Origin of the sequence: Snodgrassella gandavensis (assembly GCF_914768025.1) — a bacterium.
Lineage (GTDB): Bacteria > Pseudomonadota > Gammaproteobacteria > Burkholderiales > Neisseriaceae > Snodgrassella > Snodgrassella gandavensis.
The window spans coordinates 88,152-112,639 of sequence record NZ_CAJZCE010000004.1 but is presented as its reverse complement, the minus strand read 5'-3'; the positions used below and the strand labels follow the sequence as shown (position 1 = coordinate 112,639).

General features: G+C 44.3%; 22 protein-coding genes. 6 read left to right on the top strand and 16 right to left on the bottom strand.

Annotated features, from left to right (window positions below):
- Window positions 1–44: 44 nt before the first annotated feature.
- From trpA to MJ764_RS04650, 10 genes are all read right to left on the bottom strand, one after another.
- Window positions 45–830, bottom strand: a complete 786-nt coding sequence (gene trpA / locus MJ764_RS04695; protein WP_239325069.1) for a tryptophan synthase subunit alpha — start codon at window positions 828–830, stop codon at window positions 45–47.
- Between the two features lie 154 nt (window positions 831–984).
- The gene (locus MJ764_RS04690; protein ID WP_100090786.1) at window positions 985–2,346 is read right to left on the bottom strand and encodes a PFL family protein; all 1,362 of its coding nucleotides are present in this window, start codon (window positions 2,344–2,346) and stop codon (window positions 985–987) included.
- 9 nt (window positions 2,347–2,355) lie between these two features.
- Window positions 2,356–2,631, bottom strand: coding sequence for an ACT domain-containing protein (locus tag MJ764_RS04685; protein ID WP_100090785.1), 276 nt, complete (start codon window positions 2,629–2,631; stop codon window positions 2,356–2,358).
- 88 nt (window positions 2,632–2,719) lie between these two features.
- On the bottom strand, window positions 2,720–3,898 hold the full coding sequence (locus MJ764_RS04680; RefSeq protein WP_239325064.1) for an MFS transporter: 1,179 nt from the start codon (window positions 3,896–3,898) through the stop codon (window positions 2,720–2,722).
- A 55-nt stretch (window positions 3,899–3,953) separates the two neighbouring features.
- Window positions 3,954–5,156, bottom strand: a complete 1,203-nt coding sequence (gene trpB, locus MJ764_RS04675; RefSeq protein ID WP_239325062.1) for a tryptophan synthase subunit beta — start codon at window positions 5,154–5,156, stop codon at window positions 3,954–3,956.
- A gap of 915 nt (window positions 5,157–6,071) precedes the next feature.
- Window positions 6,072–6,680 carry a hypothetical protein gene (locus MJ764_RS04670; RefSeq protein ID WP_239325060.1) on the bottom strand — a complete coding sequence of 203 codons (609 nt, stop codon included), beginning with the start codon at window positions 6,678–6,680 and terminating at the stop codon, window positions 6,072–6,074.
- A gap of 305 nt (window positions 6,681–6,985) precedes the next feature.
- Window positions 6,986–7,618 (bottom strand): phosphoribosylanthranilate isomerase, encoded by a 633-nt coding sequence (locus MJ764_RS04665; RefSeq protein WP_239325058.1) that lies wholly within the window; start codon window positions 7,616–7,618, stop codon window positions 6,986–6,988.
- Window positions 7,619–7,656: 38 nt separating this feature from the next.
- Entirely contained in the window at window positions 7,657–8,508 is an 852-nt protein-coding gene (truA, locus tag MJ764_RS04660) for a tRNA pseudouridine(38-40) synthase TruA (protein ID WP_239325056.1), read from the bottom strand.
- A 919-nt stretch (window positions 8,509–9,427) separates the two neighbouring features.
- The gene (locus tag MJ764_RS04655) at window positions 9,428–10,636 is read right to left on the bottom strand and encodes a hypothetical protein (protein ID WP_239325054.1); all 1,209 of its coding nucleotides are present in this window, start codon (window positions 10,634–10,636) and stop codon (window positions 9,428–9,430) included.
- Window positions 10,637–11,348: 712 nt separating this feature from the next.
- Window positions 11,349–13,721: a motility hub landmark protein FimV gene (locus tag MJ764_RS04650; RefSeq protein WP_239325052.1), complete on the bottom strand. Its 2,373-nt coding sequence runs from the start codon at window positions 13,719–13,721 to the stop codon at window positions 11,349–11,351.
- A 378-nt stretch (window positions 13,722–14,099) separates the two neighbouring features.
- Between MJ764_RS04650 and MJ764_RS04645 the strand changes: the two genes are divergently transcribed.
- Genes MJ764_RS04645 through MJ764_RS04625 form a run of 5 tightly spaced genes read left to right on the top strand, consistent with a single transcriptional unit; the run spans window position 14,100 to window position 16,919 of the window.
- The gene (locus tag MJ764_RS04645) at window positions 14,100–14,648 is read left to right on the top strand and encodes a septation protein A (RefSeq protein ID WP_239325050.1); all 549 of its coding nucleotides are present in this window, start codon (window positions 14,100–14,102) and stop codon (window positions 14,646–14,648) included.
- Window positions 14,648–14,941, top strand: a complete 294-nt coding sequence (locus MJ764_RS04640) for a YciI family protein (RefSeq protein WP_239325049.1) — start codon at window positions 14,648–14,650, stop codon at window positions 14,939–14,941. The genes MJ764_RS04645 and MJ764_RS04640 overlap by 1 nt, the downstream gene beginning before the upstream one ends.
- Window positions 14,934–15,209, top strand: coding sequence for a BolA family protein (locus MJ764_RS04635; RefSeq protein WP_239325047.1), 276 nt, complete (start codon window positions 14,934–14,936; stop codon window positions 15,207–15,209). The genes MJ764_RS04640 and MJ764_RS04635 overlap by 8 nt, the downstream gene beginning before the upstream one ends.
- A 32-nt stretch (window positions 15,210–15,241) precedes the next feature.
- Window positions 15,242–16,108, top strand: coding sequence for a SurA N-terminal domain-containing protein (locus MJ764_RS04630; RefSeq protein WP_239325046.1), 867 nt, complete (start codon window positions 15,242–15,244; stop codon window positions 16,106–16,108).
- Between the two features lie 52 nt (window positions 16,109–16,160).
- Complete coding sequence (locus MJ764_RS04625; protein ID WP_239325044.1) at window positions 16,161–16,919, top strand: peptidylprolyl isomerase; 759 nt, start codon at window positions 16,161–16,163, stop codon at window positions 16,917–16,919.
- A 131-nt stretch (window positions 16,920–17,050) separates the two neighbouring features.
- Here MJ764_RS04625 and MJ764_RS04620 read toward each other — a convergent pair whose 3' ends face one another.
- The 3 genes from MJ764_RS04620 to rlmD form a co-directional block, all read right to left on the bottom strand.
- Window positions 17,051–17,485: a GNAT family N-acetyltransferase gene (locus tag MJ764_RS04620; RefSeq protein ID WP_239325043.1), complete on the bottom strand. Its 435-nt coding sequence runs from the start codon at window positions 17,483–17,485 to the stop codon at window positions 17,051–17,053.
- A 292-nt stretch (window positions 17,486–17,777) separates the two neighbouring features.
- Window positions 17,778–18,353, bottom strand: a complete 576-nt coding sequence (locus MJ764_RS04615) for a YceI family protein (protein WP_239325041.1) — start codon at window positions 18,351–18,353, stop codon at window positions 17,778–17,780.
- A gap of 175 nt (window positions 18,354–18,528) precedes the next feature.
- The gene (gene rlmD, locus MJ764_RS04610; RefSeq protein ID WP_239325039.1) at window positions 18,529–19,848 is read right to left on the bottom strand and encodes a 23S rRNA (uracil(1939)-C(5))-methyltransferase RlmD; all 1,320 of its coding nucleotides are present in this window, start codon (window positions 19,846–19,848) and stop codon (window positions 18,529–18,531) included.
- Window positions 19,849–19,966: 118 nt separating this feature from the next.
- Here rlmD and MJ764_RS04605 point away from each other — a divergent pair, with 118 nt between their 5' ends.
- On the top strand, window positions 19,967–20,968 hold the full coding sequence (locus tag MJ764_RS04605; RefSeq protein ID WP_239325038.1) for a L,D-transpeptidase: 1,002 nt from the start codon (window positions 19,967–19,969) through the stop codon (window positions 20,966–20,968).
- Between the two features lie 36 nt (window positions 20,969–21,004).
- Here MJ764_RS04605 and MJ764_RS04600 read toward each other — a convergent pair whose 3' ends face one another.
- From MJ764_RS04600 to proP, 3 genes are all read right to left on the bottom strand, one after another.
- A complete protein-coding gene (locus MJ764_RS04600) occupies window positions 21,005–21,331 on the bottom strand; it encodes a GIY-YIG nuclease family protein (protein ID WP_239325037.1) in 327 nt (108 codons plus the stop codon).
- 473 nt (window positions 21,332–21,804) lie between these two features.
- On the bottom strand, window positions 21,805–22,683 hold the full coding sequence (locus MJ764_RS04595) for a hypothetical protein (RefSeq protein WP_239325035.1): 879 nt from the start codon (window positions 22,681–22,683) through the stop codon (window positions 21,805–21,807).
- Window positions 22,684–22,792: 109 nt separating this feature from the next.
- The gene (gene proP / locus MJ764_RS04590; protein WP_239325034.1) at window positions 22,793–24,358 is read right to left on the bottom strand and encodes a glycine betaine/L-proline transporter ProP; all 1,566 of its coding nucleotides are present in this window, start codon (window positions 24,356–24,358) and stop codon (window positions 22,793–22,795) included.
- Window positions 24,359–24,488: the final 130 nt, after the last annotated feature.

The window sequence follows — 24,488 nt, the reverse complement described above, 5'->3', positions numbered from 1 at the left end:
CAGCCTGTAACAGGCTACCATGCAGAATTAGGACTCTGCACAGATTATTCCAGCGCCTGCCTGAGCTCGGCAACAACAGATGCCAGAGCCTCAGCCTCACGACCAGCATGCTCAGCTATCGTCTGCACAAAGCGACTGCCAACGATTACCGCATCTGCTATCGCCCCGATACGACGGGCACTGTCAGCATCACGAATACCAAAACCGACACCAACAGGCACCTGAATAAACTGGCGTAAATGATCAATTTTACGCGAAACTTCAGCCGTATCCAACTGTGATGAACCAGTCACACCCTTAAGAGACACATAATAAACAAAACCACTGGCTCTGCTGCCAATTAGCTTAATCCGCTCATCTGTTGTAGTTGGTGCAATCAGAAAAATACAGTCCAGCCCATTTTTCTGTAACTGTACATACAAATCATCAATCGCCTCTGCCGGGCAATCCACTGTCAGCACCCCGTCCACACCAGCCCGTGCAGCAGCCTGTGCAAAGCGCTCATAGCCCATATGATAAACCGGATTCAGATAGCCCATGAGAACCACCGGCGTAGTCTGATTTTCCTGCCTGAACTGAGCTACCACCTGCAATACATCTGCTAAAGACACATGATTGCGCAAAGCACGTTCAGTTGCCGCCTGAATAACCGGCCCATCCGCCATCGGGTCAGAAAAGGGCACGCCCAGCTCAATAATATCTGTACCACTGGCAACCAGCGTCTGCATCAATTGTAGTGTTGTGGCCAGGTTCGGATCACCACAAGTGATGTACGACACCAGAGCAGTGCGACCATGCAGCCGCTCAAAGGTCTGTTGAATTCTACTCATTTTCGTTCTCTATTCATTCCCGAACACATCAGTGGTGTTTCCAGACAACTACCATGCTGTCGCCCCTTGCAAGCAGCCGGATATTGACTGCCTGCAACACCACCAGTGCTGATTGTCATAGCCTGCATCATAACATGCAGTAGCGGCACAACCTTTAATTTTTCATTGCCTGCACCGGCGCTGGCACACGTCCGCCACGATTAATAAATACCTCACAGGAACCAGATTTCACAGGCATGACTGGTGCCCGACCAAGCAGACCACCAAACTCAACATAATCGCCCACATCCTTACCGGTTACCGGAATAACCCGCACTGCCGTAGTTTTACTGTTAATCAGGCCGATAGCCGCTTCATCAGCAATAATGCCTGCCAGCGTACTGGCTGGTGTATCCCCCGGCACAGCAATCATATCCAATCCTACCGAACACACCGCAGTCATCGCTTCCAGCTTGTCCAGCGTCAACACACCGGCTTCTACCGCCGCTATCATACCTTCATCTTCCGATACCGGAATAAACGCGCCACTCAGCCCCCCGACCGCACTGGAAGCCATCATACCGCCTTTTTTTACCGCATCGTTCAGCAATGCCAGCGCCGCCGTTGTCCCATGTGTTCCGCAGACACTTAGTCCCATTGCCTCCAGAATCCGGGCGACACTATCACCCACTGCTGGCGTTGGCGCCAGTGACAAATCCAGAATACCAAACGGAATACCCAGCATCTTACTGGCTTCATGCCCAATCAGTTCCCCCACACGGGTAATCTTGAAAGCAGTTTTCTTCACCAGCTCGGCAACTTCAGTCAAAGACAGGCCTTGCGTATTCTGCAACGCAGCGCACACCACACCCGGGCCTGATACCCCGACATTAATCACACAATCCGCCTCACCCGCACCATGAAAAGCACCGGCCATAAACGGATTATCTTCTACAGCATTACAAAACACCACCAGCTTGGCACAACCAAAGCCTTCCGGCGTTATTGCTGCCGTCTGCCGGATGGTTTCACCCATCAGCCGGACTGCATCCATATTGATACCGGCACGGGTAGAACCGATATTTACCGAGCTGCATACCACATCAGTACAGGCCATAGCCTCAGGAATCGAACGAATCAACACCTCATCCGCTGCACTCATACCTTTATGTACCAATGCAGAAAAACCACCGATAAACGAAATACCAATAGCCTTTGCTGCCTTATCCAGCGTCTGCGCAATCGAAACATAAGAATCTGCACCAGTAGCCGCACCAATCTGCGCAATCGGCGTTACCGCAATGCGCTGATTCACAATCGGCACACCATATCTGGCAGACAACTCAGTTGCCGTCTGCACCAGATTTTTACCAACCCGAGTAATCTTGGCAAAAATCTTCTCATTCAAACGATTAATATCCGTATCAATACAGTCATGCAAATCAATGCCAATAGTTATCGTACGGACATCGAAATGCTGATCAGAGACCATGCGTACAGTCTCCAGAATTTCATTATTCTGAATAGAAAACGACATAAACAACTCCTAAATCCGGTGCATAGCATTAAATAAAGCCTCATCCTGCACACGGATGTGCAAACCCCGTTTTTCACCCTCACTATCCAGAAACTCACTGAACTGCAAACGCGGCAAAGTACAGCGTTCCGTATCCAGCAAAATAATCATAGTGAAATAATCATCCATTAACTGCTGGCTGATATTCATAATACTAACCTGATGTTCTGCCAGCAGCGTAGCCACCTCAGCAACAATACCAATACGATCTTTACCAATCACAGTCATCACAGCATGATTAGACATAAAACAATCCTATTCACAATAATAATTACAAATCAGAGCAGGTCATACAAACCACTTGCCCAGCCAGCACCAAACCGGCCGTACAGACCTAAGACATATGTTCACATTTAAATAACAGCGCACACAGCAAAATCAGCAGCGCAATCGCGCCACCCAGCAGTGCCACCCCACTCCAGCCATAATGTGCATAAGCCATAGCAGAAGCAAGCGAGCCGAGTACCCCGCCAATAAAATACATACTCATATAGCCAGAAGCAATCCGGCCTTTCAGTGCCGGATCTGAGCGATAAATCAGCGACTGATTACAAATATGCAAAGCCTGAATGGCAAAATCCAGCAGTATCACACCGCCAATCAACGCCCATAAATGCACTCCACCAGCATATAACAGCACCCAGCTAAGCAGAAACAACAGTGCACACACCACCGTCATCGCATAAGTATGGCCTTTATCAGCCGCCCAGCCGCCCACATTCGAACCAAATATCCCCAGCGCACCAAATAAGCCAAACAGGCCAATCGTACTTAAACTGAAATGATAAGGAGCATGGCTTAACAAGAGCGTCAGCGGTGTCCACAACACCGAAAACAGACAGAAATCCAGCGCCCCCAGTACCCCACGCTGACGCAATAACGGCGTACGCCACAGCAACGACCATACCGATACCAGCGTCTGCCAGTAGCCCAGCGCACTGCGCTCGCGCTGCACATGAGGCAACTTCCATTGCAAAATCAAAGTCATTAGCAACAGCATCGCCGCACCCAGCACATAGACCATGCGCCAGCCCCACCAGTGAGCAACCAGACCAGAAAAAGTACGTGACAGCAGAATGCCAAGCAACAGTCCACTCATCAGCGTACCAATCACCCGTCCGCGCTGCTCCGGAGCCGTCAGACTGGCCGCCAGCGGCATCAGTATCTGCGCCACCGTACAAAAAGCCCCAACCAACAGCAAGCCAGCAACAAACAGCCACAAGCTCGGTGCCAGCGCAATCAGCAGTGCACTGATACTCACCACCGCATACAACGACACAATCAGCTTTTTGTTATCCAGCAAATCACCCAGCGGCACCAGAAAAATCAGCCCGAGCGCATAAGCCAGCTGCGTCAGCGTAATCAGCATCCCGCTACTGGCCACATCCAGACCAAAATAGCGTGCCATTACCTCAATCAGCGGAAACACAAAATAATTACTGGCCACCGCCAGACCGATGGCCAGAGCCATCAGAAAAATCTGCACAGAAGACAGCTTAATACACTTACTCATACACACAACAAATAATTATTATCTGGCCTCCAGCATAGCGCAGCAACCCGAATAATCACAGATTAATTCCATCCAGCCGGGCTACCGTATTGATATCCTTATCGCCGCGGCCAGACAGATTCACCAGAATTACCTCATCCTTGCTCATCTTCGGCGCATTAGCCACCGCCCAAGCCAGCGCATGGCTGGATTCCAGTGCCGGAATAATACCTTCCTGATGACACAGCAAATGAAAAGCTTCCATGGCTGCCTCATCACCCATTGCTTCATACTGCACCCGGCCAATATCATGCAGCAGACTGTGTTCCGGGCCAATACCCGGATAATCCAGACCAGCAGACACAGAATGAGTGGAAACAACCTGCCCATACTCATCCTGCATCAGATAGCTGCGAAAACCATGCAATACGCCCATCGGACTGCGTGAGCTGATAGGTGCTGCATGCTGATGACCGGATAAACCCAAACCACCAGCCTCAACCCCAACCAGCCGCGTTTCGGGTACATTAATATAAGGATAAAATAGACCTATGGCATTTGAACCGCCACCGACACAGGCCACAGCCACATCCGGCTGGCGGCCGATAGCTTCCTGCATCTGCTCTTTCGCTTCATTGCCAATGACACACTGAAAATCGCGCACCATCTCCGGGTATGGCATCGGGCCTGCCGACGTACCAATAATATAATAGGTATCATCTACCCGCGCCACCCACTCACGCAAAGCCTCATTCATAGCGTCTTTCAGGGTACACGAACCAGAACTCACCCCTACCACCTGTGCACCCAGCAGCTTCATCCGGTATACATTCGGCGCCTGACGCTGGATATCTTCCGTGCCCATAAACACCGTGCATTGCATACCAAAGCGCGCCGCTACCGTAGCCGAAGCCACACCATGCTGACCGGCACCGGTTTCAGCAATCACCCGCTTCTTACCCATTCGCTGCGCCAGCAAAGCCTGACCAATCGTATTATTAATCTTATGTGCACCAGTATGATTCAAATCTTCCCGCTTCAGATAAACCTGTGCCCCACCCAGATAGGCAGACAGGCGACGGGCATAGTAAACCGGGCTGGGACGACCCACATAATATTTTAAATCCTCATAGTACTGCGCCCAGAACGCCGGATCAGCCTTCGCTGCATAATAAGCCTGTTTTAATTCAGTTAAAGCTGTAATCAGCGTCTCCGACACAAACAGCCCACCATGCTCACCAAAAAAACCCTGTTCATCTGGATAGTGATAATTTTCCATATTTCATTCCATTGAGCAACAATTTACCCGCAAAGTAAAACTATTCAGCCATATTAACATTTTTTAAATTCATTATCCTGTTATCCATACTTAATTCAGAATAAATAAAACCATTTCACCCTGCCAAATAACAACAAAATCCCAGTTACCGCCAACCTAGCAGTTGACTGACAACGGGGATTTACCAGTATCTGACTCAAAAGAGAAGACTAATCCTGCTCACTATCAGCCTGTATATCCACCAGTTAAACAGCCTGAATACACTCACCATAAATTTTTAATCTAGTATCAATCTGACTGATTACCTCTTTGGCACAGCAATTAAAATAATGAATATCAAAATTTTCTGCCAGTTTCTGAGCAAATGCACCCACCTGTTTCTCATGAACGGTTAATGCTCTGGGATATTCAAGTAACAGAATCTTTGTTTTTTCTGAGTACTTAAAAAACAACTTTTCATTCCAGCCCCAGTTGCTGCGGACAACCTACAAGCCCCAGCTTCACTCTGGCTGGTATTCCATTTTACGCCCACTTGGCGTCATTACCGCTAATGTCCTATCCGCCCGATCCAATATAATCCGCCGAGCTGTTTTGAACAGCTACGTTTTACGCACCGAATAAGCCACATAAACAATACAAAAACCGCATTCAACATAGTTGCTGCAATAAAGGTATCAAATAAAAAGTATTTACAAATACAGTAATTTATAACAAGCATTGCAGCCAACAAACAGCCGTACCTTAATTCACTCTCAAACAGATTATCTTTTCCTTGTAAATCAGCGTATCCTTGCCATTGCAGTATTATTTGTCCATGCTCCGGTTCTTCCCTGATAGTTCTGAGCACTTGTTGTACTCTGCGTATTATTATCATCTCCCTTGGCCGAAGCCTGCGTAGCCAAACACCACTAATACTCAATATATTTTATTGATAACATAATCCTGTGCACGGATAATATTCAATTCTTTAGCAAGAATATCTGCCACCTCAATCAATTGCTTCAAAGCGTCAACGTCACAGAAGAAATATTCAAACAGGATCTCAGCAGTTTTCAGATTTTCATCCTTGATTACTAGCCTGCCTCTGCGCCAAAGTGGTGGTTTATATGATGAAACTTTACGCCCATAAGGTAAAGCACACTCAACTCGGATAAAATAATTATCGGTAAGCTGGTGCTGCCTGATCGCATATTGCTCATTGCTTACTGTGATCGTTCTATTTTTACGATCTAGGCTGACTAAATGAGACTCCTTTATAGCACAGGTTTTCTTATTATTATGCATCCATATCGCATAAATAATGATTGAAATAAACAATACTACAATCGAAAGACTATAAATAAAAAGTAGCTCAGCGATAAAATACAAACTAAATATAATTACATTCCAAATACTAAAATACTGGCCTGTCCATTTAAATAATTTAGAAAATCTTACCGGACAAGATTGCCACTCAATTATCGGCTTTTCTGACTGCACATCTGCTTTCATCTGTAAAAAAACTTTATGCTCTGAAAGATTCATTCTTCCCCTTATTTTTTGACATTCTACCCATAACAAAACTGTGAAATTTAACTAACCAACAATTAAAATGTACACAACTGTTATTAATACATAACTCTTATAGCATAACACTCATATCAGTACAGCAACAAGCTGAGCAGAGGATAAAACAAGCAGCATAATTAAAATATTTACCAACAAGAAAATATAAAATCGGTGTGCATTTTAAATCGATTAATTAAATTTATTCTGAACAAGAGCGTTAAGAAACAGCATAAATAATCCCAATAAGATAATAAATATTTTCTGGAGCTACAGTACAAATATTAGTCCACAGACAGCCCAAAACTATTAATTGCAGCCATTAATGCCTGCATCTTTTGCCCGTCCTTAATTCCGGCTGTGATTTCCACACCACTGGACACATCCACAGCCTGCGCATGACTTTGCCTAATCGCAGAAGCAATATTTTCCGGCTTCAGCCCGCCAGAAAGAATCCACGGCCGATTTAGCTGCCGCGGCAATATCTGCCAATCAAATGTCTGCCCCGTACCACCATACTGGCCAGCGACAGCAGCATCAAACAATAACGCGCGCGCATCCGTATACGTGGCAATAGCAGCTTCAATATCACCCGTATTGCACACCCTTATTGCCTTAATATACGGACGTTGAAACTGGCGACAGAATTCAGCACCCTCATCACCATGAAATTGCAATACATCCAATGGCACATGCGCCAATACTTCCTGTACCTCGACCGCACTGGCATTAACAAACAAACCAACTACCGTGACAAACGGCGGTACAGCACGCACAATTGCCTGTGCCTGTTGCAGAGTGACATGCCGTTTGCTGCCGGCAAAAAAAATCAATCCGATGGCATCCACGCCCAGCCGTGCAGCCAGCAGTGCATCTTCCACCCGCGTCATCCCGCAAATCTTGCTCCGAATTTTCATATCCAGCCCTTTTTAAAATCTGCCGGCCACAAGCCGTATTAACTCAGATACGGCCATAGCCACACCGGCAGAGTTGCCGTAGCCACCCCCCATTGTTGCGGGTAATCTACACCAGTAAGATACAGCCCATCGGGCATAAACGTTGGCGGTGCCAGACGGCGGCTTTTCGCGGCCACCAATTGAGCAAAACCGGCCACACTCAGCTTACCGGCGCCTACATACACCAGTGCGCCCACAATATTGCGTACCATATTGTGCACAAAGGCACTGCCATGAAAATCAATCGCCATCAACTCAGGGCTGCCAGCAAGGCTTAGCTCATATAAGGTTTTTACCGGTGACTTAGCCTGACAGTCACTGGAGCGGAAACTGGAAAAATCGTGTTCACCAATCAGCATCGCCGCGGCTTCACGCATCAATCCCATGTTCAGCGGATAGTGAGTCCAGCCAACCCGCCCACGTAATTGCGGCATACGTACCCGACTGGACTCCAGCATATAGCGGTAGCGACGTCCATACGCATCAAAGCGGGCATGAAATTCAGCAGCTACCGGCTGCGCTTTCACAATACGGATATTCTTATCCATTGCCGTATTCGTCCCGCGCAGCCAGGCTTCGGCACTACGCTGTGCATGGGTATCAAAATGTACAATCTGCCCTGTAGCATGAACACCGGCATCCGTGCGGCCAGCTACCACAACATTAATCGGTTCTGCCGCAATAGCGCTTAAGGCTGCTTCCAGTACCGACTGAATGGTATACAAACCATCCGGCTGCTTTTGCCAGCCATGAAATGCACCACCATCATAAGCCAGTGTTAATGCCCAACGCTGCACGGGTTGATTGTCATCAGCCATCATCGCCGGTTGTTCTACTACATTAGCAGCCATTGCTCTTCCTAATCCACACTAATTTACGCCAACAGAATGCATTATTATCGCATAGCCATTAACTGCTTTCACACCGATAACTAACTCGTCTACTGGGTAAACTGACGCTATACTGGCTTAATATCGACTCATTTTCCCTAGCTTACGCAATATTGAACAGAGAAGAAAAAATCTTCTTACAAGCCAGCGCATTTTCGGCCTGTAAAAACTATTCCGCTGGCTACAGGAATACACTCGCAGCATAGATGCGTCTATCAAACAACGCCAAATACCTAAAAAAGACCTGTGTTTACCCGATATCACCTCCGAAACGCAAATAAAAGGCTTATTGTCGATTCCAGATACTGATACTGCTTATGGCGTGCGCAACAACATATTACTTGAAGTCATGTATACAACAGGCTTGCGTATCAGCAAAGCCGTAAACCTGTACATATAAACAAAATTGACCAATAAAACGGTTTATCAAGCACCATCATTAAAGATAACAAACAAAAAATAGTACCCCTTGGTGAAAAGCCATAGACTGGTTGCAGTATTGCCTTAACCAATCCAGCCCAATCCTACCGCAGGTTGCGCCTACAGTGCTGTACTCGTCAGCCCACAAAATGTGCCATAACTTACCAGCTAGCAATGGATGATTGTAAGCAAATATGTTAAAAAACAGGTATTCACCATTTTAAATCTGCACGGAATGCATCACATATTTGCTACTTATCTGGGTATATCACGGCGCTGAACGGATAGCAGCATAATCCAAATTTATATCCATTATTACCAACAAACGAATAACAAAATCATTCACATGACCAAAGGTCATATCGATAAAAAATGCCAGCGCATAACAGCACTGGCATTTTCAAAACACAAATCTATTCAATTAAAAAGTATCTAAAAACCAAATTTTAATAAATTGATATTATTTATTATGGCGATAAGCCGTATTTTCCGGAGTTTGATTGAGCGTAAATTTAGGATGAGACGTATAATCAAATTCAATCCACAACGAAGTATTGATTGTTTTATTTCGACTAATTCTTGAATTATCAAAGATAAATCTATACATTTCATGCATTGCAAGCAAACGCCCCCGGTCATCTAAATAGAAATCCGTTATTGCAGAGTCATATTTAAGTTTATCCAGCTTATCATTCAGTACTTGCTCACGTTTTTCAGTCAATAATTTTTGCACAGCAGCATAGTTTTTTTGCTGTGACTGATCAGCTCGAGCATTTGAACTTGTTTCTCGTATTTCTGATTGCTTTAATTGCTCACTCAAGCTATCAAAAATAGCAGCTAGCATTACCCGATCTTGCTCATCAGTGGAGTTGAGCCGAATTCGATAATGAGCTCCTATTTTTTTTCCAGCTTCATCTATAGATAAATGTGCAAAAGCTTTTTTATCATAACTGGCATAACCATCATCAATTGCCTTTGGCGCTGCAAGCATTAACTCTTTCAATGGCAGCTTATTTGCACGTTCAGGAAATTTTTTAGCAATATATGGTTTATCAAGAATTTTGCTTGATCTACCTATTGTACTGCTGAAAACATTAAAAAAAGGTTTAATCGCCCTTATATCCGCAATCAACATTTTCTTTTTAAGATCCATCTGTATAGGCATCTTGATCGAAAATAATATATTTGATGCTTCGTAACGCATTTCAGGAACAAATTCAAATTTTCCACGTGGTATATCTACCGCTCCGCTAAATGGAATTGTCGTATTTTGTGCAATAAAACTTAAAGCCCCATTTAACGGCTCATTTTTTTTATCACAATCCTCTGCCGAATTATCATACACACAAGATGACTCTTTATTTGCCTTAGCACTTATTTTTGTCGCCTGTTTTTTTCGAACAGATTCAGAAGAAGATGCAGAATCTGTTGCCTGTGTCTTATGATCTAAAGCTTGATCAGCTACCTTATCCGAAGATTTTTTCACCTCATCCTGATCAGCCAACAATCGAATCTGACCAGTAAAATTAAACTGATTATCATGAAGCAAATTACGCTGTACTCCCTGCCGAACCAATTCATCCGGTGTTTTGTTACCCACCGTACTACATGCTGACAACACCAGTGCTATCCCCAGCCACAGCATTTTTTTACCAGTTACCACTCGCATATACCATCCCCATATTCAGTACAAAATGTAAATATTTCAGACGCTATTAACTTATATTAATAATTATAATACAGGAAAAATCAAAAACTGTGCTGTTTATAGCTAATATTTAATCACTAATACTGCTTTGATTTTCAGCATCAACACACTGAAATTTCATCTTTATTCTGTCAGATGAATGATAAAAAACCACTAAGTAGCTAACTACCTCACACAACCGTACTGAATAATAGTGAAAATAGCATAATAAATCTTTCCAACTTCATTATTAATCAATTATTTATACAAAATTTAATTAATCTTCAAGATTATATTTATGCAACAAACTTACAATATATCTTTCTACAATATTAAAAAAATATCATCGCAAGCTAAAATTGCCACACATTTTCTGCCTCTGCCAAATATTTCAGTTCGCGATCCTTATCCCCTCTTTGTTTAATTTGTAGCGGTCATTGCTGTTTCCCTCCCCCACAATTGAAATATATTGGCAAATCTGGTCAGACTGATTCATACGCCAATGCAGTTCATAAAACCAAACTTAATCACCGTCAGGAGAATATTAAACAAAACAACTTTTGCCAGATAATAAAATTTAAATAAGATATACAGATTCAGGGCAAATAAAAAGACTGAATCCTGATACAGGATTCAGTCTTAACCAGAAGTAAAAAATCTCACGTCTGGTAACTAAAGCACAATCAATGCAAAACTAACCACCTAACTGCTGCAACAGATTTTGAGCTTCGGCCAGTATTGAACCATTGGCCTCATCAACCAGCTCACGCAAGGTCTGGCGCGCAGTAACTGCATCATCCATTTCCAAATACATTTTTGCCAGTTCCAGTTTAGCCTGTAGCGGAACAGCCTGCTGCTCAGGTGACAGAGGTTGATCAGCAGGTCCAGATTCGGCTGATCGTTCCAGCCAGTCCTGTGCACCACTTCCGGTAGCAAATGAAGAAGCCGGTATAGTAGCAATTGAAGCAGCATATTCAGACTTATCATCATCCAACACAAAGTCCATGGATGGAATATCCAGGCCATCAGCTTCTGTTGCCGGGGTAGACTCAGCAACAAATGCAGGTACTGAGCTAGCTGGTTGAGCTGGTGAATTATCATCACTTACGCCCAAAGTTTCCCAGTTAATATCCATTGAAATCGTATCGTCTTCTGCCACAAATGCAGGCTGCTCATGTGGAGTCAGAGCCGGTTCTATAATGGATGGCACTTCCTCAGCAGCAGGTGTAGTATCCTGCTTGGACTCATGATCAAACTTGAAGTCTTCATCCCACTGCAAATCATCCAGAGTATTTAGCGCCTCATCTTCTGATGTTGCTGGTTTAGGCTGCTGTGCAGCCTGAATAGCATCTTGATGCGCTCCTGCTTTAGGTTCATCCCGTTGCGATTCATCAGCCACAACCCACTCAAAATCTGTGTTGTCTGCCATTTCTTCATGAGGTGCAGCAACAACCGGTTTGTGTGAAGTCAAAACTTCTGGCTGCTCGGTTTCATCAATCTGATCCAGCCAAGATAAATCGTCAGCATTATCCAGCTCAGTAGTTGACGGAACCGCCGTAGCAGCAGGAGCATCATCCTTGAAATTAAAATTCAGCCAGTCAGTATCATCTTCCTGCTTGTCAGCAACTGGTACTGTATCAGCACGATGTGGTGTTGCAGCCACTTGATTCACATTTCCAGCCGGTGCATCAGCTTTAACTGGCGTGTCTGTTGCAGCGTCATTTAACCATGACCAGTCGCTATCGTCTTCATCTGTACTGCTAGCAACTGCTGCTGCCGCTGTAGCCGTAGTAGCCGTAGTAGCCGCTGTAGCCGTAGCTGCCGCAGTTGGTGCTGCTTTAGCTGATGTGGCCGAAGCAGATACAGATTGTTTAATTTTAGGTGGTACAGCATCAAACACCACATCATCTTCATCAGATGCATAATCGTCATCATCTTCTGCATTATTGCTTTTTTTACGTCTTTGCCAGAGTAAAGCAGCAATTAACAGTACCCCTGCCACACCAGCCAATGCATATGGCCACCATGCAGGCAGCATGGATTCTTCTGCTGGTTCTTCAACAGATTGCGCCGGCTGCGCTACCTGATTAACTTTAGGTTGTACTGGTTCAGCTCTTACCACAGATGCTGCAGTTGCTACAGGTGCTGAAGCCTGAGCTGGCGCTGAAGCCTGAGCTGGCACAGATACAGGTACAGTTTCTGTTTTAGCTTTCTTATCCTTGGTTGGAGCTGAGGCTGCATTACCGCTTTCAGAAACTACCGTATTTGCAGATTTGCTCGCACCTGCATCCGCCTTAACTGATTTTTGTGGCGCAGCATTTTCCGCTGTTCCCGCTGCTGCTGATACCGACGCAGTGCTCTGTGCAGCATCTGCCGGTTTTTGAGCTGCAATTTTTATTTTGGATAATTTATGCAGCTGTGAAGTAGATGGAATATTCAGGCTGATATCACGGTACATAAAATCCGGATTGCCATTGCGGAAAGCATGCGGATTAGCAACCATCAGAGCATGCATGGTTTGCTCTATACTCAACCCCTGCGGCCGTACCTTACGTGCCACATCCATCAGTGTTTCATTATTGTCTACATGATATTTCACCACTGCCTTATCAGAAGCGAGCCCATTTTGCAGCGCAGCAGTAGCCCGAGCGGCTGATTTATCTTTTGCAGACCGAACTGGCTTACGGTGTTTGCTTGCTGTTTTGCCAACACCTGCTGAGTTATGGTGGGATTCTCGCGGGTCAAGTAACGCGGTATATTGCCGCCCCTGACTGCCAGCCATAAGACTGAAAGATAGCATTGGATCACGAACAGGCTTACTGGAACGCAAATGAATCACAGCATTTTGCCCTTGCGCTGTTACACGTACCTGTAATGGTGCTCCTGAAACTGCTGGCCGACGCTGTAATGCAGCTCTGGCTTCATCACCCGTCACAACCACACTTCCTGAAAACGGCTCACCCAAGGCCGAATTAACCTGTAAGCTGCCCAGCCCTGCCCATGCAGGTGCACTGGCTAACATACATAAAGACAGTGCGATGATTTTTAAATTATTTGCGTTCTTCAATCCCGTACCCTCACCGGTAATGCACCATTGCCAACAGGCGCGTGCCAATTCAATATGATAATTTCTACAAGTACTCTAAAATCAACTGGTGTTTAACGTTTACTAAACCTGTTTTTATATTATCTCACGCTATAATAGCTTTTGCGACACTTTAATGCCAAGTTACCTTTACATGTTTTGCTTTCAAAGTACCCATAACTGTGGATATTTTCAGACGCATCAATGCTAGAAAAGCCGGAAAACAATATACAACAAAAGTTAAATTTTGTTTAACACATTGCTTTAACAGGTGCCAATTGTAAAAACTCAGGGTATCATGGCAACTATCTCACATCTTTTATTAACCCAAACTAGAAAAACAGATATCCAGTCCTAATAATGAAAGCAGTATTTGAATTCTTGGTAGTTATTCTTTTCTTTGCTACCTACGTTTTAACCAAAAATATTATCCTTGCCACTGAAGTGGCTATTGTTGCCGGCATTATTCAGGCTGCGTGGTGCCTGTTTAAATATCGTCGCCTGCAAACCATGCAATGGGTCAGCCTGTTACTGGTTGTGGTAATGGGCGGTGCAACTATCTTTTTCAAAGATCCACGCTTTATTAAATGGAAACCTACAATACTATTCTGGGTTATGGCTGTTGGCTTGCTGGGTTCGCATATGTGCAATAAAAATGCACTGAAAAGCACGATTGGTAAGGAAATTACGCTACCGGAAACTGTCTGGCGAAAACTTACCTATGCTTGGGTTATTTTTCTGCTGGGTCTGGGTGCACTTAATTTGTGGGTATTCTTAAACTTCTCTGAGCAAGTTTGGGTAAACTACAAACTCTTTGGCAGTATGACAATAATTGTTCTTTTTACCATAGCACAATCTATTTACATCAGCCCATATATTAAAACCAATCTTAAAAAGGATAAGTTGTAATGCTGTTTATGTTAATGGCTACTGACGCCGATAACAGTCATGAAGCACGTATCAAAGCACGACCCAGACATCTGGCACGTTTACAGGAATTACAGGCACAAAATCGTTTGATTCTGGCCGGCCCAAATCCGCTGCCTGATGATGACAGTCATTTTTCCGGCAGTCTGGTGATTGCAGACTTCGACTCGCTGGATGAAGCACAGGCATGGGCAGAACAAGATCCTTATGTGGATGCCGGGGTTTATGAAGAAATCTTGATTCGTCCCTTTAAAAAAGTCTTACCTAATGACTGATATTCAGACTGCCATTCGCACACGCCTGCAACCGCTGGCACCACTGCAGCTGGAACTGATAGACGACAGCCATTTGCATGCTGGGCATAAAGGCCATCGCGGCGGCGGACATTATCGCCTGCTGATTGTCAGCGATGCCTTTACCGGCCTATCACGCCTGGCTCGGCAGCGTAAAGTTCATCAGCTACTTGAAGATTTATTCAAGGCAAATACCATTCATGCCTTAAGCATCAAGGCATGTACCAACAGCGAATATGTAATGCAATAATCCATTCCTATCCACTCTAAAGAGAGATAACTATGAAAAAACAACTAATTGCTGCTGCAATCACGCTCGGATTAACCGGCATTGCCGCTGCCCAGACTGTAGCTACTGTTAATGGAACCAAAATTGACAGTAAAGAAGTTGATAATCAGGTAGCTATACTGGTTCAGGAAAGCCAGAATCAGATTCAGGACTCGCCCGAGTTGCGTAAAAGCATCACTAGCCGTCTCATAACCCGTGCTTTGCTGATTCAGGCCGCAAAAAAACAGAATCTGAACAATGACCCTGAATATTTGAATGCCCTGAGCCAAGCGGAAGCGGAAGCCAAACGTCTGGGTGATGATAAAAAACCCGGTTTCAAAGAAGAATGGGCTTTCTTCAAAGACAATTTACTGACACAAGCCTATCTGGCCAACGTGGTTAAAAACAATCCGGTAAAACCTGAAGATGTACGCAGTGCCTACAATGACATGGTGAAATACTACAGCGGTACTCAGGAAATACAATTAGGTGAAATCCTCACCCGCGACGCCGACACAGCCAAGAAAGCAATTGCTCAATTACAGGCGAAAAAAAGCTTTGCCACAGTAGCTAAAGAGTACACCATTGACCCGGCTGGTCGTGAAAATGGCGGCATCCCTAAAGGCTATGTTGCCATCAAAGACCTACAGGAAAGTGCTCCTCCGGTTTTCAACGCAATTAAAGACCTGAAAAAAGGCCAGTACACCACAACACCGGTGCAAGGTAACGGCAATATTTACGCTGTGTTCTACATAAACGACAAGCGCAACGTTAAACTGCCAACCCAAAAAGAAATGGAACCTATCCTGTCACGCCGCATGCAAAGCGCTGCAATGGCTCGTGCCATTGACCAGCTTTACAAAAGCGCCAGCATTAAATAATAACTTTATTCTGACGATTATTAATCACGACAGAAAATAAGGAATACTCAACATGAAAAAAAGCATTACCTGGCTGGCCAGCTTAAGTATCATGTCCGCCGGGCTCGCTTTTGCCGACGCACCCAAAATTGACAACCAGCGTATTAACGTCATGCTCAAGCAGTTTGAGCGTCAGATGCAAGCCCAGCCGGGTGCTCCTGCACCGAATAAAGCCGAGATTCAGAAAGAAATTACCGTGCGCCTGCAAACGGCTGAAATATTAAAAGCCGAAGCCATTAAGGCCGGGCTGGATAAACAGCCTGATACTCAGGCAGCGTGGCAAAATGTACAGGCACAATTCTACGCGGCTCAATATGTAGAGCATCTGGCGGCCAGCATTGAAGTAAATGACAGAGATTTGCGCCGGCAATACGAGCAGGTTAGTCAGGAAATCAATTTACTGCCTATTGTTTTCCCAAACAAAGAAGCTGCTGAAGAAGGTTTAACCAAGCTGAGAAAAGGTTTGCCTTATGAAACATTGCTCAAACAGGTTAACCCAGAAGCACCAGCCAGCAATTGGATACTCCCGCAACAATTGCCACCTGATTTTGCCCAGTTAGCTTCACAATTAAAAAACGGGCAGATTTCACCTAACGTTATCACCATTAACGAGCATCACATTCTGCTGAAACTGGCCGGTATGCGTCAGGCACCTAACGCACCCGCTTTTGATCAGATTAAAGACCAGTTGCGTGAACAGGCCAAACAGCAAAAAGTACAAGAGCAAATCAATCAGTTATTGCAAAAAAATGGCATTAATCTGAACGAATAAAATTTGCGCCCAAACAAAACCGGTACAAACGTACCGGTTTTTATTTATTTATCATATATAAATCATCCTGCCAACAAGCTACTAATACCACATTCAGCCCGCATTAACCCGATATACTCTGTATCGTTCTATTACTGTGGCTGATACAACATCTGCACATAGGGTATCCCGTCGGAGATATACGGCGCTCCCTGTATTTGAAAACCATGGCGCTGATAAAATTTAAGTACCTGACGATTTGCCTCTATTTTGATTGGATATTCAGCATAATTCTTCTGCGCATTATGCACGATTAACTTAATCAACAGATCCCCCAGCCCAGTACTACGAACACACGGATGCATCACAAACCGGCTAAAAGTAAAGTAAGTGCCGGCCAGAAACATACGCGCATAGGCCAGTATCTGCCCATCACGCTGGTAATAAACATGCTTGGCCAGTAAATCCCACTCATCCAGCTCATGGTAAATCCGCTGTTGCTCTACCATAAAAGTATCAATACGCAAGCGCGCAATACTATAAAAATCACGTGACGAAAGTTCATTAAATTTTCTGATGCACCACATAAGCCCCTCCACTCTCCCTATTAACGGTACAAAATTGATTACTCAGGCACGACCCTAGCCATAATATTCGAAATACATTAATGAAAAACATTCGGATCCATATACGAACAATACCACAATATCTGCAAAAATAACTAAATTGAGAACATTATATCCAGCAAAGCTATTCATCATCTTTAATGTCTACTATCAGCATCATACCGAAATTTCAACCCAAAAATGATCATACTGAACAGCAAAACGGATTATCTGCTAACGAAACAGATAATCCGTGTAAAAAAAACAATTAATTTTATTGTTTAATCGCCTCAATCTGAATATTCAACTTAACATATCGACTGGCTGGCATAGCTGTCAGATATTCATTAATTCCCCACTGTGAGCGGTCAATCACAGCCTCAAAATCACCACCACAAACCTGAGACTGATTCATCGGGCTTTTATAACAATTAAATTTGGTGGCTCGTAAAGTAACCGGATGTGTTTGTCCAACCATAGTTAACTGGCCACGTAAGGCTCTAACCTTACCCTCTTTATCAAAACTCCAGTTATGAGATACAAAATGCATAATCGGATATTGAGCAACATTAAAAAAGGGCTTACTTTGCAGATGCTTAGTGAACTCACTGCGACCAGTATCCAAAGTACTGAGCGGAATAGTAATATCTACAGCACCGGTTTTCGCACCTGCATCATATTGTAGCTCACCATTAAGATTATAAAAACCACCCACATTACTAGAAGTGGCAAAATGGTCGAGCGTAAAGCGCGCATTGGTATGCAATGGCTCAATTTTATAATTCGCAGCCATAGCTGGAACAGCGATGCCCAGCAAAGTTGCCATCAAAATACCGGCTAATCTGTTCATGAATAAACTCCTCTAAAACATTTATCTAATGGCAACTATATTAACGTGAATACCAAAACAGCAAAATTCCGCAGAGTAAAAATATTATTGCCTCAGAAGAAACAATATTCGCAGATTCACGTATATTTTTAACCAGATAATCCTGCTTATCTAACTGGCAACCAACCAATACCTTTTATCGCCAGTCAAATACTGCCATAGATTCAACATGCGCAGTTTGTGCAAACAGATTCATAATACCGCCGGCACGATACAGATAGCCACGCTTAACCAGCAAGCCAGCGTCACGTGCCAGTGTTGCCGGGTCACAGGAAACATATACAATCCTGCTCGGCAGTTGCCGGTCTTCCAGTTCATTTAAAGCCAATATTAAAGCCTGAGCACCCGCTCTTGGCGGGTCGAGCAGCCATTTGTGCGCATAACCAAACCGGCGCAGACGCTGCCCATTCATAGCAAAAAGATCAGCCTGCTGAAAACGAGCCAACTGTGCTAGCCCATTGCGTTGCGCATTACTACCGGCACGCTGACACATAGCCGCCATACCTTCCACACCAACCACATCTGCCTGCATCCGTGCAATCGGCAAACTAAAATTACCCAACCCGCAAAACCAGTCGATAATCCGCTCGCCAGCCTGCGGCTGCAACCACTGCATGGCACGCTGTACCATCAGCTCATTAGTAGCCTGATTAACCTGCGTAAAATCTTCTGGCTGATACGGAATCTCAAGCTGATATTCAGATAAACCATAAGCCAGTACCGGTGTCGCCGATGCCGACTGCAAAGTAGTTGTCCGGCCAACCTGTAACCACCACTGCCATACACAACCACTTTGCCGTTGTAGCTGCGCCAGTAAGCCATCCACCTGCATCCGCATTTTCTGGCTTATCCCGCCGCAAACCTGCAAAGTAAGCGCAATAACCGCATTACCCTGATGCAGCATCATGCCTTCCACACTGCCTACAGGCCAGCTTTGCAATAAAGCTTTAATCGGCTTCAAAGCCTCAGACAGCACCACCGGCAACACCAGACAACCATCAATATCCACAATCGCATGCGTCTGTCTGGCCTGAAAACCCAGCTTTAACTGGCCATCTTCATACACAGCGCGCAAACGCACCCGTTCACGATAACGCCAGGGCAACCCATAAATTGGTGGCATCAGCTCATCTGGCTGTACCTTGCCCAAACGGCGCATCTGATTCAGCCAGGCACGCTGTTTCAGCGCCACCTGCGTGGTAAATTCAATATGCTGACTATTACAGCCACCGCAACGCTCATAATATTCACAGGGCGGTTGTACACGCGCATTACTAGGCATCAGCACCCGGCTCATTCTGCCTTCAGTATAGGATTTTTTCACCCGCACTGGCTGCCACTCCACCACCTCACCCGGTAAAGCATCATCAATAAAAACTGCTTTACCGTCTACCCGGGCAACACCGCGCCCTTCCTGATTCCAGTCAATAACCTGTGCTATAAACCGTTGTTTCAAATCGTAACCTCAAGCCAGATAAATGGCCGTAAATAAACTTAACTACGTTTATTTTCTCACATTGCAGACAAATTACGTTATGATTATATTCATATTGCCATACCGGATTTTCAGAATAATGTTGAAACCAATACTTTATGCACTCACTACCACCATCATATCGACAAGTGCATATGCTGCCATCCCAATGCCAGACTATGCCGTACCCAGTCAAGGGCAGCAGGTCATCCTGAATATTCCACAACTGCGGCTATTTTTATTTCAGGATGGGAAACTAATCAAAACCTACCCGATAACAGTAGGCAAAGCCAGTACACAAACACCGCTGGGTGAATACAAGATTGGTGCCAAAATCACCAATCCTACTTGGAACATACCGCTCAGCATCCAGAAAGAAATGGCAGCAAGCGGTAAAACCGTACAAAAATCTGTACCGCCCGGCCCCGACAACCCGCTTGGCCCCGTATTTGTCCGCCTTGGTGCCCCTCGTCTGGGTTTGGGCATCCATGGCACCAACGTACCCAGCAGCGTACCCGGCGTACGTAGTCATGGCTGTATCCGTTTACGCAGCCCGAATGCACTGGATTTTGCCGCTGCCGTACAAAGCGGTGCCGATGCCGCCGTAATTTACCAACAGGCTTCAGTAAACACCGATGCACAAAACGACATCTGGATTGCCGTTTACCGAGACCCCTATAACAAGCGCACCCTGAACAAAAAACTATTAAACCAAAGTATTAGCTCATGGGCAGAGCAACATCAGCTACAAGTAAACCACAAACGCTTGAACAATGCCCTGAGCAAACCGGCCAGCACCTTAATCTGCCTAACCTGTAGTGGCGGCAAAACCAAAGTTAGCGGTAATCTGAGCTCACTGCAATGGACCAACGGCATCGGTGAAATTGTTGAATTGAAGTATATCGATATAACAGACAACAAACCAAAACAGGAAATTGCCCCTGAAAGTAATAGTATTGAGGTTGATGAAGACGCAGATCAAGCACCCAAACAAAACATCACCCCGCCACACTCAACCACCACACCAGCTAATCCCAAACGGTCTGCTCCAGCTACCACTGCGCCAGCCTCTGCCGATTCAGATTTTGATGCACTGATGTAAGCCAATACCATCTGGCTGTTTAATTGGTTCAAAAAATTAAGTCTGGGGTAAAAAATCCTCCAGCGATTGCCATAAAACAGCCTTGTCTGCTGTCTTAAGCCGCTTTAGCCGATATTCACATCGTGCTGCTGCGGCTTTAGTTATACCCTCACAAACCAGACGCATCTGAAGTGGCGGATACATACGCGTATACCGGGCGCCACTCCCCGAACAGTGTGCCTGCCAGCGTTGTGCCGGCCGGTTAGTAATCCCGCAATAAAATGCACCATTAGCACAATACAGCAAATAAACTGCCCAGCCAGCATCTGCCTGTGGCAAAGGGGGCAATGCAGCCAGAATAGATGCCGATAAAACCAATTCCATTGTCCAGACCAACCAACTCTTAAAAATTCACATAAAAATATCCATACCAGACAGCCTATCCACATCAGCAAGGAAAAATCGTAACCATACCGGCAATGCCTGATTTACCCATCATACAGAAACAGCTATCAAGCCGAAAACCACCCTCATGTTTAAGTAGCATTACAGCAGATAAGACATTTTCATTTATCCCTAAAATATTAAATATTTTGCATTAAACATAGTGGAAGCCCAAATCACAACCCTGACAAATAAATAGTACCGGCATATCTAATCAATATGCTGGCCCTACTCCGTAGACAAACCATAACCACCGAATACCGCCAGCATACCCCTTGCTGCACCTGCTAATCCCACGAGCCGGGTATATTCTTTTCACAGTTTCATCAACTCTGCCAGATTCATTTCCTACTTTAATTTAGATTATGAATTTTATAATTTGCTACTTAAAATTGATTATTATAAAAATTCTATTAGCTCCTAACGCCTTTAATTGCCTCATTAGGCACTTCGAATTCTATCGGACTATTAGTTTTATTATGAACTGATTTAGCCGGAATTTGGAATTTAGTTTTCGTACCAATATTGGTCATCAAAATATTTATATGGTCTAATTGACATACAGATGAACAATTCATCTTATCAAAATGGTCTTTTTTTTCATAATTATCAAATATATCTTGATAATTTTTATCCAAATAGATCGTAACATCAGATTGTCTTACGCCAATTAAAGAAAAACTCATATTAACTAGATAAACCGAACAACCAAAAACAAATGCCATAGGCATAAAAAATATTATTATTCTCAAAACTACCTTTATAGAAATTTTTATTTTCCAAATATGAAGATAAAATGTACTATCATCTTCATTTTTTATTCTTTTCTTTTCAGGTTTAAGAATTATAACTTCCATAAAACACATTATAAAAATTGTTATATAGCTTGTAAACCAAAAAATTATACCTGAAATTAAATTATATAATTGAATCGATATACAACAAGCAATAAAGAAAATCAGAATGTGTGCAATCACACCATAGAAAAGAGACATGCTTCGATCATTATAGGAAATAACAACTTTAAATCTTGTATCTATTTGCTTTTCCAATAAAATTAAAATTGATTTACCAGCAATATGCAATGTACCAGCTAAAAAAATATACAAAGTTCCAAATATGGCAAATATGCATAAACAAAATAATACATCTCCTACCGACAACCCTGCTGGAAAAAATCTTATTGTACAACAATAGAATATTACAATAGCTGTACCAATGACATTGCTTATAAGCCCTGATAACCCAAAAAATTCTTTGGTGATTTTGAATCCTGACTCCAGATTATCCATATTTTCTTCCTCCTATAAAATTGCAAACCAGAATGTAAAAAAACCACTAATATTAACCCAAACAGGCTAACATTAGTGGCTAAAATTTCAGCTAGGGATACCGAACTAATTACTCCATTTTCGGATGCAAATCAACATACTGCTGTTTGCGTTTTTCCAGCGCCTGTATCTGCTCCTGCAGGTTGGCGATGGCTGCATCAATATCATCCACACTTTGCTCAATATGCTCATACGTCTCAGCCAGCAACTCGCGTGCTTCCTTTTTATTCGAAGCCGAAGGAGAGACGCCACGTAATGGACGGTTAGCTGTTTCTTTCAGATAAATACCGGTAACAATCCCGATACCCCCTACCACCATCAGATAATAGGCGGGAATAAACAGATTATTAGTGGCATCCACCAGTGCCGCGGCGATAGTCGGCGTTAAACCAGCAACAATAATCGCAATATTAAAAGCACTGGCCAGCGCACTGTAGCGGATACGCGTAGGAAACAGCGCCGGTAAAGTTGATGCCATCACCCCAGTAAAGCAATTCAGAATCAGTGCCAGAATAAACAGGCCAAGAAAAATCAGCCCTACCTTGCCACTGGTAATCAATTGAAAGCAAGGAATGGCCAGAACCAGCAGCGCAACAGAACCACCGATAACAAACGGCTTGCGCCCGATTTTGTCACTCATAAAACCGATAATCGGCTGCATAAACATCATGCCAATCATAATCGCAATAATAATCAGCACACCGCGGTCTTCACCATAATGCATATTGTGCGACAGATAGCTGGGCATATAGGTCAGCAGCATATAATAAGTAATATTAGTAGTTAATACCAGCCCCACACTTACCAGCAGCGTACGCCAGAAGCGCCGCACAATTTCCGTAAACGAAACCCGCGGACGACTGCTCACCTCTTCCTGTTCTTCTTTTTCCATCATATCCAGATGTTTCTGGAATGCCGGTGTTTCCTCAGCAGCATGACGCAGATACAAGCCGAGCAAACCCAAAGGTGCGGCCAGAAAAAACGGAATGCGCCAGCCCCATGAGAGAAAATGCCCCGAACCCATGATATTTTCCAGCAAAACCACTATCCCTGCGCCCAGCACAAAGCCACATATCGAACCAAAATCCAGAAAACTGCCCAGAAAACCACGCTGGCGGTCGGGCGAATATTCCGCCACAAAAATCGCTGCACCAGTATATTCACCACCCACCGAAAATCCCTGCGCCAGCTTGCACAGCAGCAACAATACCGGTGCCCAGATGCCAATACTGTTATACGATGGTATCAGCCCAATACAGAAAGTACTGAGTGCCATAATAATAATCGTGGTCGACAATACCTTTTGCCGGCCAAAACGGTCACCAAGAATACCAAAAAACACCCCGCCCAACGGGCGCACCAGAAACGGTACAGAAAACGTACCCAATGCTGCAATCATCTGCACACTGGGAGAAGCAGACGGAAAAAACACCTGCCCCAGCGCATAAGCCACAAAACCATACACGCCAAAGTCAAACCATTCCATGGCATTACCCAGCGCAGCGGCAGAAATCGCCTTTCTAAGCTTAGTCTGGTCAATAATCGTAATGTCGTGTAACTCCAGTGTTCCATTCTGGGTAGGAATCAATGGCGGTACATGAGAAGAACCCTCATTCTGTTCATTCGGTGCTGTCATGGTAACCCTTTCATTATTAACATTGAAATGATTCTTTAAGATTATAACATGCAGCCACAAAGGTGCTTTATACTTGAATTTTAAAGAAAACTACCAACAGCATAATCGAAAAAGGGTTAAATGCGCTACA

What these genes read in the sequence shown, in the direction of transcription:
- trpA (WP_239325069.1), bottom strand. Translation starts at nt 830, where the DNA reads ATGAGTAGAATTCAACAGACCTTTGAGCGGCTGCATGGTCGCACTGCT.
- MJ764_RS04690 (WP_100090786.1), bottom strand. Translation starts at nt 2,346, where the DNA reads ATGTCGTTTTCTATTCAGAATAATGAAATTCTGGAGACTGTACGCATG.
- MJ764_RS04685 (WP_100090785.1), bottom strand. Translation starts at nt 2,631, where the DNA reads ATGTCTAATCATGCTGTGATGACTGTGATTGGTAAAGATCGTATTGGT.
- MJ764_RS04680 (WP_239325064.1), bottom strand. Translation starts at nt 3,898, where the DNA reads ATGAGTAAGTGTATTAAGCTGTCTTCTGTGCAGATTTTTCTGATGGCT.
- trpB (WP_239325062.1), bottom strand. Translation starts at nt 5,156, where the DNA reads ATGGAAAATTATCACTATCCAGATGAACAGGGTTTTTTTGGTGAGCAT.
- MJ764_RS04670 (WP_239325060.1), bottom strand. Translation starts at nt 6,680, where the DNA reads ATGAATCTTTCAGAGCATAAAGTTTTTTTACAGATGAAAGCAGATGTG.
- MJ764_RS04665 (WP_239325058.1), bottom strand. Translation starts at nt 7,618, where the DNA reads ATGAAAATTCGGAGCAAGATTTGCGGGATGACGCGGGTGGAAGATGCA.
- truA (WP_239325056.1), bottom strand. Translation starts at nt 8,508, where the DNA reads ATGGCTGCTAATGTAGTAGAACAACCGGCGATGATGGCTGATGACAAT.
- MJ764_RS04655 (WP_239325054.1), bottom strand. Translation starts at nt 10,636, where the DNA reads ATGCGAGTGGTAACTGGTAAAAAAATGCTGTGGCTGGGGATAGCACTG.
- MJ764_RS04645 (WP_239325050.1), top strand. Translation starts at nt 14,100, where the DNA reads ATGAAAGCAGTATTTGAATTCTTGGTAGTTATTCTTTTCTTTGCTACC.
- MJ764_RS04640 (WP_239325049.1), top strand. Translation starts at nt 14,648, where the DNA reads ATGCTGTTTATGTTAATGGCTACTGACGCCGATAACAGTCATGAAGCA.
- MJ764_RS04635 (WP_239325047.1), top strand. Translation starts at nt 14,934, where the DNA reads ATGACTGATATTCAGACTGCCATTCGCACACGCCTGCAACCGCTGGCA.
- MJ764_RS04630 (WP_239325046.1), top strand. Translation starts at nt 15,242, where the DNA reads ATGAAAAAACAACTAATTGCTGCTGCAATCACGCTCGGATTAACCGGC.
- MJ764_RS04625 (WP_239325044.1), top strand. Translation starts at nt 16,161, where the DNA reads ATGAAAAAAAGCATTACCTGGCTGGCCAGCTTAAGTATCATGTCCGCC.
- MJ764_RS04620 (WP_239325043.1), bottom strand. Translation starts at nt 17,485, where the DNA reads ATGTGGTGCATCAGAAAATTTAATGAACTTTCGTCACGTGATTTTTAT.
- MJ764_RS04615 (WP_239325041.1), bottom strand. Translation starts at nt 18,353, where the DNA reads ATGAACAGATTAGCCGGTATTTTGATGGCAACTTTGCTGGGCATCGCT.
- MJ764_RS04605 (WP_239325038.1), top strand. Translation starts at nt 19,967, where the DNA reads ATGTTGAAACCAATACTTTATGCACTCACTACCACCATCATATCGACA.
- MJ764_RS04600 (WP_239325037.1), bottom strand. Translation starts at nt 21,331, where the DNA reads ATGGAATTGGTTTTATCGGCATCTATTCTGGCTGCATTGCCCCCTTTG.
- MJ764_RS04595 (WP_239325035.1), bottom strand. Translation starts at nt 22,683, where the DNA reads ATGGATAATCTGGAGTCAGGATTCAAAATCACCAAAGAATTTTTTGGG.
- proP (WP_239325034.1), bottom strand. Translation starts at nt 24,358, where the DNA reads ATGACAGCACCGAATGAACAGAATGAGGGTTCTTCTCATGTACCGCCA.